The 16653-nt window shown below is 61.3% G+C and carries 13 protein-coding genes; 6 read left to right on the top strand and 7 right to left on the bottom strand.

Annotated features, from left to right (window positions below; genetic code table 11):
* Window positions 1-7: 7 nt before the first annotated feature.
* On the bottom strand, window positions 8-1534 hold the full coding sequence (locus CLV41_RS08895; RefSeq protein ID WP_103221945.1) for a YifB family Mg chelatase-like AAA ATPase: 1527 nt from the start codon (window positions 1532-1534) through the stop codon (window positions 8-10).
* Between the two features lie 340 nt (window positions 1535-1874).
* On the opposite strand from CLV41_RS08895, the gene CLV41_RS08890 reads away from it, so the two are divergent.
* Window positions 1875-2360, top strand: coding sequence for a DUF305 domain-containing protein (locus CLV41_RS08890; RefSeq protein ID WP_103221944.1), 486 nt, complete (start codon window positions 1875-1877; stop codon window positions 2358-2360).
* A gap of 36 nt (window positions 2361-2396) precedes the next feature.
* Here CLV41_RS08890 and CLV41_RS08885 read toward each other — a convergent pair whose 3' ends face one another.
* The 3 genes from CLV41_RS08885 to CLV41_RS08875 all read right to left on the bottom strand — a co-directional run bounded on the left by CLV41_RS08885 (window position 2397) and on the right by CLV41_RS08875 (window position 4921).
* Window positions 2397-2621, bottom strand: coding sequence for a hypothetical protein (locus CLV41_RS08885; protein WP_103221943.1), 225 nt, complete (start codon window positions 2619-2621; stop codon window positions 2397-2399).
* A gap of 130 nt (window positions 2622-2751) precedes the next feature.
* Window positions 2752-3927, bottom strand: coding sequence for an MFS transporter (locus CLV41_RS08880; protein WP_103221942.1), 1176 nt, complete (start codon window positions 3925-3927; stop codon window positions 2752-2754).
* The gene (locus CLV41_RS08875) at window positions 3887-4921 is read right to left on the bottom strand and encodes a hypothetical protein (RefSeq protein WP_146048539.1); all 1035 of its coding nucleotides are present in this window, start codon (window positions 4919-4921) and stop codon (window positions 3887-3889) included. Before CLV41_RS08875 ends, CLV41_RS08880 begins: the two co-directional genes overlap by 41 nt.
* A 165-nt stretch (window positions 4922-5086) precedes the next feature.
* Here CLV41_RS08875 and CLV41_RS08870 point away from each other — a divergent pair, with 165 nt between their 5' ends.
* The 3 genes from CLV41_RS08870 to CLV41_RS08860 all read left to right on the top strand — a co-directional run bounded on the left by CLV41_RS08870 (window position 5087) and on the right by CLV41_RS08860 (window position 9715).
* The gene (locus tag CLV41_RS08870) at window positions 5087-5995 is read left to right on the top strand and encodes a LysR family transcriptional regulator (RefSeq protein ID WP_103221940.1); all 909 of its coding nucleotides are present in this window, start codon (window positions 5087-5089) and stop codon (window positions 5993-5995) included.
* A 275-nt stretch (window positions 5996-6270) separates the two neighbouring features.
* The gene (locus CLV41_RS08865; protein ID WP_103221939.1) at window positions 6271-8208 is read left to right on the top strand and encodes a methyl-accepting chemotaxis protein; all 1938 of its coding nucleotides are present in this window, start codon (window positions 6271-6273) and stop codon (window positions 8206-8208) included.
* A 367-nt stretch (window positions 8209-8575) separates the two neighbouring features.
* Window positions 8576-9715 carry a PepSY-associated TM helix domain-containing protein gene (locus tag CLV41_RS08860; RefSeq protein WP_170107151.1) on the top strand — a complete coding sequence of 380 codons (1140 nt, stop codon included), beginning with the start codon at window positions 8576-8578 and terminating at the stop codon, window positions 9713-9715.
* Window positions 9716-9718: 3 nt separating this feature from the next.
* Here the strand turns inward: CLV41_RS08860 and polA are convergent, their stop codons facing one another.
* The 3 genes from polA to CLV41_RS08845 all read right to left on the bottom strand — a co-directional run bounded on the left by polA (window position 9719) and on the right by CLV41_RS08845 (window position 14465).
* Window positions 9719-12715, bottom strand: coding sequence for a DNA polymerase I (gene polA, locus CLV41_RS08855; RefSeq protein ID WP_103221937.1), 2997 nt, complete (start codon window positions 12713-12715; stop codon window positions 9719-9721).
* Between the two features lie 56 nt (window positions 12716-12771).
* Window positions 12772-13803: an acyltransferase family protein gene (locus tag CLV41_RS08850; protein WP_103221936.1), complete on the bottom strand. Its 1032-nt coding sequence runs from the start codon at window positions 13801-13803 to the stop codon at window positions 12772-12774.
* Between the two features lie 140 nt (window positions 13804-13943).
* Window positions 13944-14465, bottom strand: coding sequence for an FxsA family protein (locus CLV41_RS08845; protein ID WP_208987383.1), 522 nt, complete (start codon window positions 14463-14465; stop codon window positions 13944-13946).
* 235 nt (window positions 14466-14700) lie between these two features.
* Here CLV41_RS08845 and CLV41_RS08840 point away from each other — a divergent pair, with 235 nt between their 5' ends.
* Together CLV41_RS08840 and mltA are read left to right on the top strand one after the other, a co-directional pair.
* Window positions 14701-15423, top strand: coding sequence for a Tim44/TimA family putative adaptor protein (locus tag CLV41_RS08840; RefSeq protein ID WP_103221934.1), 723 nt, complete (start codon window positions 14701-14703; stop codon window positions 15421-15423).
* Window positions 15424-15536: 113 nt separating this feature from the next.
* The gene (gene mltA / locus CLV41_RS08835; protein WP_103222036.1) at window positions 15537-16652 is read left to right on the top strand and encodes a murein transglycosylase A; all 1116 of its coding nucleotides are present in this window, start codon (window positions 15537-15539) and stop codon (window positions 16650-16652) included.
* Window position 16653: the final 1 nt, after the last annotated feature.

The raw sequence follows: 16653 nt of genomic DNA, 5'->3' as shown, positions 1-16653 counted from the left end.
GGACCCTTTATGCCGCCCGGCGCGACATGTCCTGACCGCGATAACTCATCGCCTCTGCAAGGTGGATACGGCTGACGCTGTCCTGGCCGTCGAGATCGGCGAGTGTGCGGGCGAGTTTCAGGACACGGTGATAACCGCGGGCGCTGAGTTGCAGCGTTTCGGCGGCCTGACGCAGAAAGGCGACGCCCTGGTCGTCGGTCCTGGCCATGGTCTCGACGATGGCGGCCGGGGCCTGGGCATTGGTCCGGCAGGAAACGCCGAACTCCAGAAAACGCTGTCCCTGTATTCTGCGGGCCTCGGCGACGCGCTCCGCCACCGTTGCGGAGGGTTCGGCCTCCGCCGGACCGATCAGGTCGGCCGCGGTGACGGCGGGCACTTCGATCCTCAGGTCGATCCTGTCGAGGAACGGACCCGACACGCGGGCCTGATAGTCGGTGACGCAACGCTCGCCCCGGCGGCACTGGTGGCCGGGTTCGCCGGCATGGCCGCAGCGGCAGGGATTCATGGCGGCGATCAGCTGGATGCGCGCCGGGTAGGTGACCCGGTGATTGGCGCGGGCGATCACCGCCTCGCCGGATTCCAGCGGCTGGCGCAGGCTGTCGAGCACCTGCGGATTGAATTCCGGCAATTCATCCAGAAACAGCACGCCATTATGAGCGAGCGAGACTTCGCCCGGCCGGGCCTTCAGACCCCCGCCGACAAGGGCCGCCATGGAAGCGGAATGGTGCGGCGCGCGGAACGGTCTTCGGTCGGTCAGCTTGCCTTCGGCCAGTTCACCGGCCAGCGAGGCGATCATCGAGACTTCCAGAAGCTCGCGCGGGGTGAGCGGCGGCAGGATCGACGGCAGGCGGCTCGCCAGCATGGATTTTCCCGACCCCGGAGGACCGGTCATCAGCAGATTGTGGCCGCCGGAGGCAGCGATCTCCAGGGCGCGGCGGGCGCTTTCCTGTCCCCTGACCTCGGCAAGATCCGGCATGTCACCCGCACGCCCCTGAAGTTTCGCCGCGGGACGGGACAGGACCTGGGTGCCCTTGAAATGATTGGCGAGCTGAATGAGGGAACGAGGCGCCAGAATATCCATGTCCGGATCGGCCCAGGCGGCTTCGCCGCCGCTCGCCTCGGGGCAGATGAGGCCCTTGCCTAGTGCGTTCGCACCCATGGCGGCGGGCAGAACACCGGCGACGGGCGCCAGCGTGCCGTCGAGGCCGAGTTCCCCGAGCACCACGAAGCCTGCCAGGAATTCCGCCGGAATCGCGCCGATGGCCGCCATGACGCCCAGCGCGATCGGGAGATCGTAATGCGAGCCTTCCTTGGGCAGGTCGGCCGGCGCCAGATTGACGGTCACGCGCTTGGCCGGCAGCGCCAGGCCCGAGGCGGACAGGGCGGCGCGGACACGTTCACGGCTTTCGGCTACCGCCTTGTCCGGCAGACCGACAATGGTGAAGGCAACCATGCCCGGCCCGACATGCACCTGCACATCCACAGGCACTGCCTCAATTCCCTGAAACGCGACTGTCGTTACCTTGCTGACCATGCCCCAAATCTTCAAAAAGGCTCATGAGGAAAGTAGATCCCAAACAAGCACACAAGGGCAAAAGGCGCAAGAACAAATGTGGAACGGATGGACTTCCGGCGCGGCTGGCGCGTCCGGCGGCATGCCGGAATTCAACATCGACTGGAACCTGACCGGTCCCCTGGCCGTTAAGTCTCAAGACCTTCGGGACGGGTCGATCCTGCCACTGTCAAGATTACCCGACGATCGCGGCGGACAGATTCAGGAGACCCGTCATGAGCGGTATCCACCGTCACATAAAACGAGGAGCTCGCGTTGCTCGCGATGGCTCTCATCCGTTCGTTACAAGAGGACCGGCACCATGAAAAATTCCTACCTGCGCTTCCTGGCGATGATCGCCGCTTCGACAGCGGTCATGTTCGGGCTGATGTATCTGAATACCTACGCGGCCGATCACATCTATTTCAGTGAAACGCGGCTTTTCATGGCACTCTATATGGGCGCGGCCATGGCGGTGGTCATGCTTGCCTTCATGCTGAACATGTACCGCAACCGCTTCGCGAATATTGCGATCCTGGCCGCAGCGGCGATCCTCTTTTCCGCTTCGCTCTATCTGGTGCGCAGCCAGGAAACGATCGGTGACGTTGCCTGGATGAAAGCCATGATCCCGCATCATTCCATCGCCATCCTGACCAGCCGGCGCGCGGAGATAACCGATCCCCGTGTGCGCGACCTTGCCGACGGCATCATTGAGGCTCAGGTCCGGGAAATCGCGGAAATGAAACAGCTGATACGGGATCTGGAAAGCACTTCCACCAGGGTCAGCATACTAAGCGACCGACCGTGACAAGGCGGAAAGGGCGCAGGTACTTTAGGTGTCAGGTTACGACGCCAGGTTACGACGCCAGGTTCCGGTATAGCCATTGGCGCGGGTAAGCATGTCGTCCAGATACCTGGGAACGCAGAACCTGTCGCTTGTGGCGAGCCGGTTGACTTCCAGCCATTCGGAAACCAGCTCGATCATCCTGTCCGGATCCTTTTCGAACATGGCCCGGCAAAGCGCCATATCGAGTTGAACGTCTTTTTTTCTCTCAGAGGATACGATCATGGGTTCCAACCGCGATTTCCTTATCAATCATTGCGTGCTTGAATGAAGCCTACAATCTTTAAGAAATCCAGCAAATAGCGGTTATACGGATGGTCGACACCATAATGCGGTGTTATGCCCGACTTTCTGCTTATTCCGGTATTTTGAACAACGTCAATCCGCAGCATAGAACGCCGGCCGCGACAAACAGCGCCGAGTGACCGATCACCGGTATCAGGAATCCGCCGACGACCGGGCCGACACCCTGGCCCAGAGAAAGCAGGAAGAAGGTAAATCCAAAGCCGATGGATGGGGTTTCCCGGAAAATCCGCATGCTCCACATGCCGAACAGGGCGGTCATCACAATGAACCCGGTGCCGAAGCTGGCCGCAGACACGTAGATACCGAGCCGGGTACCGATGAGCAGCGGCAAGGCGCCAATGGCCGCCCCGACGGCAAGCGCCAGCACCAGATAAGTACGGCGCAAACCCCACCTGTTGACGAGCCCTCCGGCAAAACAGCCGGTCACGCCTGCAATTCCGAGAACGATCCAGAACAGGACCGCGTCACGGGGATTTCCTGTAAGCGTCCATAACAATTCGACGGCATAGGTCCAGAAAACCGCCGTGATAACCCCGAAAAGAAGTGCCGCGAGAAACAGCGGTCTGGCGGCCCTGTGAAACAGAAAGCCGAGCGAAACCCTCATCGCCGTCTTTCCCGGCAAATTGTTGCGCTTCGGCAGCGTCGCCATGTTCCAGAAGGTGACGGCCAGCGCAACGGCGGCGAAGATCAGCCAGGCCAGACGCCAGTTTTCGCCCGCATAAAGGGCCAGCGGCCCCGCGAAGGCCACGCCGAAGCCGGTTCCGGAATTGATCCAGGCATAAACGGAATTCTGCCGGCGCTGTTCGGTGTAACGGACAATGACGTCAGAGAAGGGCGGATAAGAAAGCCCCGGGCTCGTTCCGGCAATGAAGACGCCGAGCGCAAGGGTCAACGGATCCGGAGCCGCGCCGATGATCGCCATGCCCGAAGCCGCGGCGAAGCCGCCCAGAACAATCGGCAACCGGGGTCCGACAGCGGTGGACAGCCAGGATCCGGCAAAGGTCGCTGCCAGATAACCCATATAGGATGCCCCGGCAATCAGACCGATCATCTCCGGTGACAGGCCGAATTCCAGACGTATTTCCGGCAGGAACAGTCCGAAGCAATAGCGCGCCAGGCCGTATGTCACGGCCACGATGGCGAGACCCGGCGCGGTCACGCTACGGGTCATCGCGGCGTTGCCGCTATCTCCGGCGCGAGAGCTGGAAATGAAGTGTTTCGTCATCGGTCAGGGCCTCGCCGGCAATCTCGAAATATCCGCCGTGCCGCCGATAATGACGGTACTGCTCAAGGGTCAATTTCAGGCAGAAGTTGGAAACGTGCAGATTTCTTCCTTTGATTGTATCTGAAAATTCTTCTCCCAGGATAGCCACCCTGGCCGTCCGGCCGTCCTGAAAGGGCACCGGAAGCAGAAAGAACCTGTTCAATGTCGGTGCGACGCGGTCGATCGCCTGTTCGAAGGCAATGCGCGAAAATCGCTGCATGGCGGGATGGGCGTAAAATCCCGGTATCTTCTCGATCTGCGGGTCCGCATAAAGCTGGCTTTCCGATAACAGCAAGTCACCGGGGCGCACGATGTCCCGAAGCCAGCCGTTCACCGTGTCAGGGTCATCGTTGCCTTCCTGAAAGCCCAGCATGGTTACAAGCGCGGCCGGGCCGCCGGCCTCGACGGCATCGCTCAGACGGAAGGCGTCAAAACTTGTGGTGATGAATTCCAGAGGCGTTTCGGGCAGAATTTCCCGCAAGGCAGGACGCATATGCGAAACCGACATCGGATTGATATCGACCGCGACATACCGGTCTATGACGACGCCCAGTTCCATAAGCGTCCTGAGAATGAAGCCGGTCTTGACCGGCTCCGGCCCGAGTTCGACATAGACCAGCGGACCGGAGCCAACCGTCCCGGCGATTTGCGCGCAGATCTGCAGAAGTGCGTCCCGAAAGGAATTCCCCTTTTCGTTCAGGCGGCCCAGCGTCGGGGAGCCGATACCGGTCAGGTTCAGCTCCCGCATGAGCCTGAACACTTCGTCGAGATGGTCGGTGGCGCTCTCCCGCCGGCCGGCATTTGTGTATTTCACCCTGTTGTCCTGCGTGACGATACGGTCGAGGCTGAACTCGGTGTGCCAGGCAATCGTCCGGTGCACTCTTTGCTGCAGCGACAAGAGGGGTTCGTTTGCTTCCCGATAGTCCGTTTGGCCGGCTGAAAGCGCTAGAGTCATATCGAATACCCACATTGACGAAAGAGACTCCCGGATTACGGGATTTTTTTTCGATAGATAAATTTATAATTGCAGCGCCCCATAATAGAACGTTATGCTTGAGTGGAACTGGATTGCAGAGTTCAGCCGAACCGCGGTTTTTCGTTGAAACGGAGATATTGAACCATGACTATCGGCCGTTTTAATATCGAGTTGCTGGAAGCCTTCGTCGCGGTAGCTGAAGCCGGCAACGTTACCCACGCCGGATCGAAGCTGAACCGCACGCAGCCCTGTGTCAGCACCCAGCTCAGACGCCTGGAGGAGCGGGTCGGCAAACCGCTGATCGAACGCAATGCCCGCACCATGAACCTGACGGCAGCCGGGCGAATACTCTATCAGCACGCGACCGACATACTCAAATCCCATGACGAGGCACGCCTGCGCCTGTCGGCTCCCGAACTGACCGGGACCGTCCATGTCGGTCTGCCGGAGTGGTACGCGACCGGTCAGCTGCAATCGATTTTCTGCAATTTCGTAAAGATCCATCCGAATGTGAAACTGGAAATGACGGTCGCGGACAGCGCAACGCTGCACGAGATGCTTTCGAACAACGAGATCAATCTGGCGATCGCGCTGGTCTCGCCCTCCAGGGCCAAACCGGCGGGGGTCGTCGAGGAACCCCTGCACTGGGCGGTGAGCGAATCCTGTCCGTTGACGGATCCGCTTCCCCTGATCCTGTTCCCCGAGCCCTGTCCTTTCCGTGAGCTGGCGTTCAGCGCCCTGGCCCGCGCCGGCAAGCAATGGTACGAGCGCATCACGACGACAAGCGTCGCCGCCGCGCAGGTCGCGGTTCTGTCCGGAGCCGGGATCAGCTGCCTGCCTTCGGGCGCTATTCTGGACGGGTTCAAGATTCTCAAGGAGCACAACGGCTTCCCGAGCCTGCCTTCAACGGAACTGGCAATCTATACCCAGTCGAAAACACAATCGCCCATCGTCGACTATCTCGAGGTGCACCTCAACGACCTGCTGGAAAGCGCGATTGCGCCCCGATCGGCGCTCGCCGGCAAGATGCAGCCGGACCTTCGGGTGGTGTGATCTGCCTGCGGCGACCGTCGACAGCCAGACAGGCAACCCCTCCGGCTTTCTGACGAGCTGAAAAGCGAATCAGTCGCGTTGTCCGGGGCAGAATGCTGGCAGGCAGGGCCTATTTTCTCCCTTGGCCGCTAGACACACATCTTATTATTCGCATGTTTGAAATATTTTTCTCCGAAGAAACACGTAGATACTGGCATTTCTCGAGTCGGCATTCGTATCATTAACAATTCATTCAACACCTCTTTCCACCTTTACAACAAAGGATTGGAGAGATCATGAATACAATCAGGGCAAAATTGACGGTACTATTTGTTGTTCTGGCGCTGCTTGGCGCCGGATCGGCATTTTCCCTCAGCGAATTTCTGACGAACAAACTCACCGACATGGCGCTGGCTCGCGAGGTGACCGCTGCCGAACGGGCTCTTCAATCGCGCATCCAGGCGGACAGCAGGCAGGCCTTGCTGATGGCAACCGTCGTCGCGGGCCAGAAGGGTGTCCAGGAAAAACTGGCCGCAGGGGACCGGGATGGACTCGCCGCCGAATTCGTTCCGGCCTTCGGCGCCCTGAAAACAACCTACGACATCCGCCAGTTCCAGTTCCACCTGCCACCGGCGGAAAGCTTCCTGCGGGTTCACAAGCCGGAAAAATTCGGCGACGACCTGTCCGGCTTCCGGCACACGGTCGTGGCGACAAATACCCGCGGCGCACCCATATCCGGACTGGAAAAAGGTGTCGCGGGCCTTGGAAACCGCGGGATCGCTCCAATCGTTCACGACGGGTCCCACGTCGGTTCGGTGGAATTCGGCCTGAGCTTCCACGAAAAATTCGTGGAGCAGTTTACAACGGAAACCGGCGTGCCGCTGGCGGTGGTGATCGACACCCCGGATGGCACGAAGGTGATCGGATCTCAGCTCCCCGAAGGCCTGGACCCGGAAGCCGCCCTGGCGGACATTGCCGCAGGCTCAGTGACGGATGCGAGTGGCCGGTATCATCTCGACGCCATCACCCTCACGGATTTTTCCGGTCAGGACGCCGCATCGGGTATTCTCGCAATCGACCAGACCCCCTACACGGCCATCCGCAACTTCGGCCGGATCCTCGGCGCCGGCGCGGCAATTGCCCTGCTGGCCATTGCCGCGGCCGGTATCTTTTACGCAAACCGCAATATGTTCGCACCGCTGCAGGTTGTTACGAGCCAGATTTCGGAGCTGGCCGAGGGCAATGCCAACCAGGATATCGAGGGAATGGCGCGGACCGACGAGGTCGGCAATATCGCCCGGGCCGTGGACGTGTGCTGCGCCAACCGGCGAGCGCAAGTGGAGCTCGAAGGGGCGAAATCCCGCGAGGACGAAAACCAGAAGCAGCGCCAGAACACGGTTGACACCCTCATCGCCGATTTCAGGACAAGATCGGCGGAAATGCTGTCAGCGGTCACTCAGGTAAACGGTGAGCTGCAGGATACCGCCACGCTTCTGGAAAGTGTCGCCTCCTCGAGTGCGAGCCAGGCGGAAGGCGCAACGCATGCGTCGGAGGAAGCGGCCTCCAATGTGGAATCGGTCGCCGCCGCCACCGAGGAACTGGAATCGTCAACCAAAGAGATTGCCCAGCAGGTCGAGCGCACCACGGGTGTCATCGGCCAGGCAACCACCGGTGTCCAGGACACCAACGACACGATTTCCGGCCTGGCGACCGCCGCGGGCAAGATCGGCGAAGTGGTTACGCTTATCCAGGCGATTGCCGAGCAGACCAACCTTCTGGCGCTGAACGCGACCATCGAAGCGGCGCGCGCCGGTGAAGCCGGCAAGGGCTTCGCGGTGGTCGCCGCCGAGGTCAAGGAATTGGCGACGCAGACCTCAAAGGCAACGGAAGAGATCTCAAGCCAGATCGGCGGCATTCAGGCTTCGACGGAGGCCGCTGTCGGCGCGATGAAGGGAATTTCGGAAACAATGAACGATGTCAACGAATATACCTCGGCCATTGCCAGCGCCGTGACGGAACAGACGGCCGTGACATCGGAAATCAGCCGCAACATTCAAGGCGCCGCGCAGCAGACCAAGTCCATGGTCGGCAATATCAGCAAGCTGGACCATGCGGTCGCCGAAACGAACTCCTCTTCGGAAACCGTGAAGGCAAAGGCCGGCGAAGCCGTTCACATTACCGAGGAAATGCGGACGGAAATCGAGCGCTTCCTTGCCGCCGTCGCTGCCGCGTAGATCCACGTTCAGGCAGGTTAAACGGAACGACAAGCCGGGCTCTGATCTCCAGCGTGCGGTCGGGGGCCCTCTTCCTTCAGGGCCTGGCATGCCTCTTCCGGCGGCAGGCGACCTGGAAATGTATTCCGCCCGATACAACCGCCCGCAATCCCTGTAGCACATCATGGGATTGTCCCGGCAATCGGGTGCTTAGGCCCGATCAGGTATTTCCGGTCTCCGGGACCTGTGACATTCGGTTACAATTTCGCACCGGCAATGCCGCCTCGGGGCTTTGACGCCAGGGGAACATAAGGCTAGCCCTGTCATGGTGGGCCTTCAGCGAAGACAACCCTCTCGTCTTCAACCGGAACAGGACAGTTGTGACCTCATGTCGTTCAAACGCATTGTTTTCTGGGCGCATCTCATCGTCGGCATCACTTTCGGCCTCGTCATTCTCTTGATGTCGGCAACGGGTGTGCTGCTGACCTACGAACGGCAGATCATCGCCTACATGGAACAGCGCGCGGTGGACAGGACGCCAGGCGCCCAACCGCTCACCGCGGACGAGATGGCGCGGAAGGTTCTCGAAAGCGGTGCTCAAGTCGGCAATTCTCTGGTCTTTTCGAATGCCGACGGCGCACCAGTCGAACTCTCCGTCAGCCGGCGGGAGACCAGCCTGCTCGACCCTTATTCCGGGATCCCTATCGACGACGCGGCGGAGACAACAAAAGCGTTTTTCGGCACAATCACCGTTCTGCACCGGTGGCTGGCCCTCCCGGGCGAAAGCCGCCAGGCCGGCCGGGCCGTCACCGGCGCCGCCAATCTCGGCTTTCTCTTCATCCTGGTCTCGGGGCTTTATCTGTGGTGGCCGAGGAAATGGACCTGGAGAGTGGTGAAGCTCAACGTGCTATTTCGCGGCAACCTGCCGACCGCCAAGGCTCGCGACTACAACTGGCACCACGTCTTCGGGATCTGGTCCCTTGTGCCACTGTTCGCAATTGTGCTTTCCGGCGTGGTGATCTCCTATCCTTGGGCAAGTGACCTGGTGGTCGCCGCGTTCGGGCCCGCCTCACCTCTCGAGGCAGGCCGCACTGCTCAGGGCGGTCCTCAGGGCCAACAACGGGCTGACGGCGATCCGGTCAGTCTTCAGGACATCGTGGCGACGCTCAAACAGGCAGAGCCCGCCTGGCGAACCGTTTCCATCAAACTTCCCCGGGAGCAGGCTGCGCGTGTCGTTGTCACTGTCGACACGGGCAATGGCGCGCAATTGTCGCGCCAGAAAACCTATACTGTTTCCCGCGTGACAGGCGATGTCCTTGGTGTCAGCGGCGTGGACGACCAGTCGCCCGGCCGGCGTGCCCGCGTGTTTCTCCGCTTCCTGCACACGGGCGAGGTTTACGGTCTTCCCGGACAGACTCTTGCGGGTCTCGCTTCCCTGGCCTCCGTCTTCCTGTTCTACACGGGTTTCGCACTGGCTTACCGCCGGCTGATCCAGCCGATTTTCCGGCGGCGTTCCCTGAACGCCTGATCCCTAATGCGCCTCGTCCCAGTTGTGGGCCGCGCGGGCGTCGACCTGGAGCGGGACGGAGAGTTTCAGCACCGGCTCGCAGGCGTTTTCCATGACCTCCCGGATCACCGGGATGGCGGCATCCACCTGATCGTCGGGGACTTCGAAGATCAGTTCGTCATGCACCTGCAGCAGCATCTGCGCGTCCAGCTTCGAGCCGTCCAGCCTCTCCTCCATGCGCACCATGGCGCGGCGCAGGATGTCGGCGGCCGAGCCCTGGATCGGCGCGTTGATGGCGGCGCGCTCGTAAAAGGCGCGGTGGTTGGGGTTGTTGGTGTTGACCTCCGGATAATGAGCCTTGCGGCCGAAGATCGTGGTGACGAAACCATCCGCGTGAACCTGTCTCTTGATCGCCTCCATATATTCCTTGATGCCCGGGAAGCGTTCGAAATAGGTCTTGATGTAGTCCCCCGCCTCGCCGCGGCCAATGCCGAGCTGGTTGGCGAGGCCGAAGGCGGAAATGCCGTAGATGATGCCGAAATTGATCGCCTTGGCCCGGCGGCGGACCATCGGGTCCATGCCCTCGATCGGCGTGCCGAACATTTCGCTCGCCGTCATGGCGTGAATGTCGAGGCCGTCATCGAAGGCCTTCTTCAGCTGCGGGATGTCGGCCATATGCGCCAGGACCCGGAGTTCGATCTGGCTGTAGTCAGCCGAAACCAGCTTGTGGCCCTTTTCGGCGATGAACGCCTTGCGGATCTTGCGGCCCTCTTCCGTCCTGACGGGAATATTCTGCAGGTTCGGCTCGGAAGAAGACAGGCGCCCGGTGGTTGTTGCCGCCAGGGCGTAGGACGTGTGCACCCGGTTGGTCTCGGGGTTGATATAACCGGGCAGGGCGTCGGAATAGGTTGATTTCAGTTTGGAAAGCTGGCGCCAGGCGACAATCTTCGACGGCAGCTCGTGACCTTCGGCGGCGAGATCGTCCAGCACCTGTACGGATGTCGACCAGGCGCCGGTCTTGGTCTTCTTGCCGCCCGGCAGGTTCATCTTGCCGAAGAGAATATCGCCGAGCTGCTTGGGAGAGCCGATATTGAAGCTTTGGCCGGCAAGCTCATGGATTTCAGCCTCCAGTGCCGCCATTCCTTGGGCGAAATCACCGGAAAGCCGCGACAGCATCTGCCGGTCGACGGAAATGCCGCGTTTTTCCATGCGCGCCAGCACCGGCACCATCGGCCGTTCCAGCGTCTCGTAGACGGTTGCCATGTGATCGCCGGAAAGCCGCGGCTTGAGGATTAGCCACAGGCGCAGGGTCACATCGGCATCCTCCGCCGCATAGGCGGACGCCTTGTCGACGGGCACCTTGTCGAAGGTGATCATCGACTTGCCGGAGCCACAGACCTCCTTGAAGGGGATCGGCTTGTGGCCGAGCCAGCGCTCGGACAACTCGTCCATGCCGTTGCCGCCCTTGCCCGCATCGACCGTGTAGGACAGCAACATGGTATCGTCATAGGGGGTGATGTCGATGCCGTAACGGGTCATCACCAGCCAGTCGTATTTGAGATTCTGCGCGATCTTGAGGACCGAACGGTCCTCCAGCACCGGTTTGAGAACCTCCAGCGCCTCATTCAAGGGGATCTGACCCGGCACCAGGCCGCCGCCGCCGAGAAGATCGCCCTCGCCGTCCACATGGGCGAGCGGCACGTAACAGGCCTTGCCCGGTTCGGTCGCCAGCGACAGACCGACGAGTTCCGCCTGCATGGCGTCAAGAGATGTGGTTTCCGTGTCGAAGGCCACATAGCCCTTCTCGTAAGCCGCCGCGCACCATTCCTTCAGCCGGTCAAGGCTGGTGACGGTCTCATAGGTGCCGGAATCGACCGGAATCGCCTTGATGCCATGGGCGCGGGCTTCGACGAGGGTCTGCGGCACCATCATGCCGTCGGGCCCCGTTCCGGCCTTTTCCGCTCCGGTTCCGCCCGGGCCAGCCGCCGAAGTGCCGGCACTTGAGGCACTGCGCTCCAGAATACGGCCCTTGTGGTCCGGAACATCCCAGCCGGGCACCTCGATCTCCACCGCTTCGACGGCGTCCGCCTCCGCACCGGCGGTCTCCGCGACACGCCTGGTCAGCGTGGTGAAGCCCATGGCCTTGAGAAAGCCGACAGCCTTCGGTCCATCCAGCACGGTCACCGAAAGATCCGTCACCGGCACTTTCACCGGCACATCCTGCTTCAGCGTGACGAGCTGCCGTGAGACGCGGGCCTGGTCGGCGAATTCGATCAGGTTTTCCCGGCGCTTGTTCTGTTTGATGGTTTCCGCTTGCGCCAGGAGAGTTTCCAGATCGCCAAACTCGTTGATCAGCAGCGCCGCGGTCTTGAGGCCGATGCCGGGCACACCGGGAACGTTGTCGACACTGTCGCCGGCCAGGGACTGGACCTCGATGACCTTGTCCGGGCCGACACCGAACTTTTCGAAGACCTCCGCCTCGCCAAAGGTCTTGTTCTTCATCGTGTCGATCATGCCGACATGCGGACCGATGAGCTGCATCAGGTCCTTGTCGCCGGAAACGATCGTTACGCGCGCGCCCATTTCGGCCGCCTGGCGGGCATAGGTCGCGATCAGGTCGTCGGCCTCGAAGCCTTCCTGCTCGACGCAATGCACGGAAAAGGCCCGGGTCGCCTCACGGATCAGGCCGAATTGCGGCACCAGATCCTCCGGCGGATCGGGACGGTGCGCCTTGTATTGCGGATAGATTTCATTGCGGAAAGTTTTTGCCGAGTGATCGAAGATCACCGCGAAATGCGTCGGCTCGTCGCCCTTTTCCGGTGACGGGCCCTCCTGCAGCAGCTTCCACAGCATGTTGCAGAAACCGGAAACGGCGCCGACCGGCAGGCCGTCCGGCTTGCGGGTAAGCGGCGGCAGCGCGTGGTAGGCGCGGAAGATGAAGGTGGAACCGTCGACCAGAATGAGATGGTCGTCAGCGGTGAGGGCGGGGGTGGAATCTTGCGTCGACATGGCGCGGATCATGCCCGCACCCGGAGCATGAGAAAAGTCCTAAAGAAAAAATTTCCTCACCGGCCCTCTCACTCCGCCGCCTGTGCCTGGCGTTTGCTGCCGGATGTGCCTTTCAAATAGGCCCATTCAGGCCGCCGGAACAGGAACCAGCCCTTGTCCGTCCTGCGGATCAGCCAGAAAAGTATCATCGGGCTGACGGAGGCAACGACTGTAACGATCAGCGAGGTGGTGCCGATATCCAGAAGGCCGAGTTTCAGGAGAATCACTCTGGTGACCCCCATCGGGAAAAAGAACGCCAGATAGATGACGATCGAGTTTTCGCCGCAATGGCGCAGGATATCGAGCCTGGCCGCCTTCACCAGCAGCGCGCTGGTGAGGATAATGGCGCCGGCACCCGCCGCGCCGAGGACCAGCGCGACCCCGGGCAGGGCCGACCAGCCGAGAGCGACCAGGCCGCCGTTCACCAGACCCCAGATCAGCAGATAGCCGAGGCTGAACCCGATTCGCTCCCGCGCCCAGGCGGCAAGGGCGAAGATCCGCGGCGCGAAGATATAACCGGCGTAGAAGAAGACGAAGCGCGAGGCGAATTCGTCGACGAGAAGCCAGCCGGTGTGGATGGGAGCCATCTGCAGCAGCGCGGCGGCGCAGAGCATCGCCTGCCAGGGCACGCGCCGGTCATGGGCAAGTTTCGAGACCACGAAGAAGACCGGCAGCATGTAAATGAACCACAGCGTGCCAAAGGGCTGGATGAAACTGCGGAGATAGAATTCCAGAGTGCCGGCAGCGCCCATGTCGGCGACGAAGACCGGCGCCTTGACGGCGAACTGGATCGTCATCCAGAGCACGTAGAAGTAAGCGAAATGAACGACCTTGCGATCGAGATAGAGCTTCCAGTCCCTGGCGATGACATTGGCGAGAAAGAGGCCGGAAATCAGGAAGAAATCCGGCATGCGGAACGGCGCGGCGAAGGCGACGACCGCGTGCATCCAGCCGGTTTCGCCGGCGGCTGCCTCTACACCGAGCACCGAATGCATCATCACGACGAAGACGATGCAGATGCCCTTGGCCGTATCGACCCAGTCAACGCGACTTGTGCCCATCTTCCATTGCCCTGTTTCAGCCCGGGCACGCCCTGCGATTCAGGTCGGATGCATGCCGCTTGCGCAGGATTTAAACCGCACCGGTTAAAATTACGCATACAGGGCCGGTCACGATTTGGTGACCGCAAGGGCTGAAATCCTCAGGATCCGGGCTTGCCGGAGTCATCCTGCCAGGGGCTGATTCTCGGCTGGCCGGACCCCGCCGCACCTCCGGATCTGCCGCCATTCTTTTCCGACCAGTCCTCCTCATCCAGGTCGACGACTCCGTCGTCGGGCCTGCGGGCGGCCGTACCGCCTTGAACGATGACCACATTCGACCGCGATAGAATGAAGCGGACGAGGGCCTCGCGAACCGGTGGAATGAACAGCAGAAGGCCGATGGCATCGGTCACAAAGCCCGGTATCAGCAGCAAAATACTCGCCACGACAATCATGGCGCCCTGCATCACCTCGTTTCCGGGTGCCCGGCCGGCGTCGAGCTCTTTCTGCATGCGCATGAGCAGCGACAGGCCCTGCTGGCGCAGCATAAACGTGCCGGCCAGGGCGGTGATCACCGTCAGCAGGATCGTCGGGAAAACGCCGATCAGGCCGCCCACCCAAATGAAGACTGCTATTTCGATAAGCGGCAGAAGAAGTATGCCGGCAATGATATAAAGTCCCACGGGGCCTCCATCGTCTGATAGTCTGTTAGTCCTTAAGGTAGACATTCGGTCACAAAAATGCGAGCAGGCGTTCCAGGAAAGACGGTCTTAGCCAGATTCAGTCTTGCTCTTGGGTCTGGATGCTGGTTCAACGGCCCCTAAATTATGAACACAGTAGGCATTGAGCGTTGGGCGGCGCTCACCTGACCAAACAAGGGGCGGCTTCTAGGCCTTAGAAGGGTAGCCGGAACAAAAAATGAATGAGATTTTTGACCCAGTAACGCTCCTCCTCATGGGACTAGCGGTATTCATTCTGTTCAAGCTGCGCTCGGTCCTGGGCAAGCGCACCGGCAGTGAACGCCCTCCTTTCGATCCCTATTCGAAACCGGAACAGCCCAAAGGCAAGCCCAACGGCCAGGACAATGTGATCCCGCTGCCGAACCAGACGTCCGAGCAGTCGGATGCTCTGGATGCGGCAGGCCCGGGCGGGGATGTGGTCATCGACAAGGTGGCGCCCGCCGGATCCGCGCTCAACAGCGCGCTGAAGCAGATCCTTTCCGTCGACCGCAGTTTCGAGCCAGAACCCTTTCTCCAGGGCGCGCGCGCCGCGTATGAAATGATCGTCATGGCCTTTGCCGACGGCGACAAGAAGGCGCTCAAGAACCTGCTCTCGGGGGATGTCTACGAAGGTTTTGTCTCTGCGATAGACGATCGCGAGAAACGCGGTGAAACCATCGAATCCACCTTTGTCGGAATCGACAAGGCCGAGATCGTCGAAGCGGCCCTCAAGGGCAGTACGGCCCAGGTGACCGTGAAGATCCACAGCCAGTTGATCTCCGCGACACGGGACAAGGCGGGAGAAGTCGTGGACGGCGATCCGTCCAAGGTGACAGAAGTGATCGATATCTGGACCTTCGCGCGGGACACGTCTGCCCGCGACCCGAACTGGAAACTGGTCGCGACCGAATCCGCAGAGTAATCATGAAGCGCAGGGGACGGACCATGCGGCCACCGCTGGCCCCCCTGCTCGCCGTTTTTTTGAAAGGCGCGGTCCGGACCGCGCCGCTTTTTTTTGCAGGAGCGGCCACAGCCATGCAGCCAGGCCCGCAGTTGCCGGAGCAATTCCAGCAAATTTCCTTTGCCGGCCTCGCTGGTTGGGACCAGGACGATCATTCGGCGGCTCTTGCAAGTTTCCTGCGGTTCTGCGATCCGTCAGATGCCCTTTCTGAAGGTCCGCAAGCCCTTCGGCTGCAGCCGGACGAGCTGGCGCGGCTTTGTTCGGCGGCACAGACCGGCAACGACGGGTCCGCCGCCGCGCGGCGGTTTTTTGAAAGCCGCTTCACCCCGTTCCGCATCACCGAACCCGGCTTCGTCACCGGCTATTACGAGCCGGAAGTCGCCGCGTCCCGCCGCAAGAGCGAAGTCTTTTCCGTACCGCTGCACAAGAAACCCGCCGGCCTTGAAATCCTGATGCCGGAAAACCGGCCCGAAAACTGGCCGGCGCATCTCAGCCATGGCCGGCGCACAGGACAAACGCTGAGCGAACTGCCGGACCGGGGCGCGATCATGGACGGGGCGCTCGATGGCGAGGAGCTGGAGCTCGCCTGGCTGGCGGATCCGGTCGATGCGTATTTCATTCACGTACAGGGTTCCGCCCGTCTGCGCATGACCGACGGTTCGGTGATGCGGGTCGGTTATGCCGGAAAAACCGGCCATCCCTATACCGGCATCGGACGCCTCCTGGTCACGCGCGGCGAGGGCACGCCGGAAGATTTCACCATGGCCGGTTTGCGCGCCTGGCTGGCGAACCATCCAGACCGGCGCGATGATCTCTTCCGGGAAAACCGCTCCTATATCTTTTTCCGGGAAGTAACGGAAACCGGCCCGGATGAGGGTCCGGTCGGGGCCGCCGGTCTGCCCCTGACACCCGGTCGCAGCCTCGCGATCGATCCCCAACATCTTCCCTACGGCGCACTGGTGTTCGTTGCTGCGGGATTTGAGGATCCGGACAGGGCCGGCAAGACCTTCGCGCGCCTCGTGGTGGCTGACGACACCGGCTCCGCGATCAAGGGACGGGCGCGCGGCGACATCTTTACCGGTTCGGGCGAAACTGCCGGGCAAATCGCGGGCGCGATCCGCCACAAGGCGGAGTTCACGGTGCTGGTGCCCAATTCAAGACTGTCCGGCAACGCGGCGGCGACGGACTGAA

The sequence above is a fragment of the Roseibium marinum genome (assembly GCF_002906165.1).
GTDB classification, from domain to species: Bacteria; Pseudomonadota; Alphaproteobacteria; order Rhizobiales; family Stappiaceae; genus Roseibium; species Roseibium marinum.
Note: the sequence above shows the minus strand (reverse complement) of the source record. Positions and strands in the feature narration are given on the sequence as shown.

Excerpts from the sequence above, each read along its gene's own strand:
- CLV41_RS08895 (WP_103221945.1), bottom strand. The coding sequence starts at position 1,534 with ATGGTCAGCAAGGTAACGACAGTCGCGTTTCAGGGAATTGAGGCAGTG.
- CLV41_RS08890 (WP_103221944.1), top strand. The coding sequence starts at position 1,875 with ATGAAAAATTCCTACCTGCGCTTCCTGGCGATGATCGCCGCTTCGACA.
- CLV41_RS08885 (WP_103221943.1), bottom strand. The coding sequence starts at position 2,621 with ATGATCGTATCCTCTGAGAGAAAAAAAGACGTTCAACTCGATATGGCG.
- CLV41_RS08880 (WP_103221942.1), bottom strand. The coding sequence starts at position 3,927 with ATGACGAAACACTTCATTTCCAGCTCTCGCGCCGGAGATAGCGGCAAC.
- CLV41_RS08875 (WP_146048539.1), bottom strand. The coding sequence starts at position 4,921 with ATGACTCTAGCGCTTTCAGCCGGCCAAACGGACTATCGGGAAGCAAAC.
- CLV41_RS08870 (WP_103221940.1), top strand. The coding sequence starts at position 5,087 with ATGACTATCGGCCGTTTTAATATCGAGTTGCTGGAAGCCTTCGTCGCG.
- CLV41_RS08865 (WP_103221939.1), top strand. The coding sequence starts at position 6,271 with ATGAATACAATCAGGGCAAAATTGACGGTACTATTTGTTGTTCTGGCG.
- CLV41_RS08860 (WP_170107151.1), top strand. The coding sequence starts at position 8,576 with ATGTCGTTCAAACGCATTGTTTTCTGGGCGCATCTCATCGTCGGCATC.
- polA (WP_103221937.1), bottom strand. The coding sequence starts at position 12,715 with ATGATCCGCGCCATGTCGACGCAAGATTCCACCCCCGCCCTCACCGCT.
- CLV41_RS08850 (WP_103221936.1), bottom strand. The coding sequence starts at position 13,803 with ATGGGCACAAGTCGCGTTGACTGGGTCGATACGGCCAAGGGCATCTGC.
- CLV41_RS08840 (WP_103221934.1), top strand. The coding sequence starts at position 14,701 with ATGAATGAGATTTTTGACCCAGTAACGCTCCTCCTCATGGGACTAGCG.
- mltA (WP_103222036.1), top strand. The coding sequence starts at position 15,537 with ATGCAGCCAGGCCCGCAGTTGCCGGAGCAATTCCAGCAAATTTCCTTT.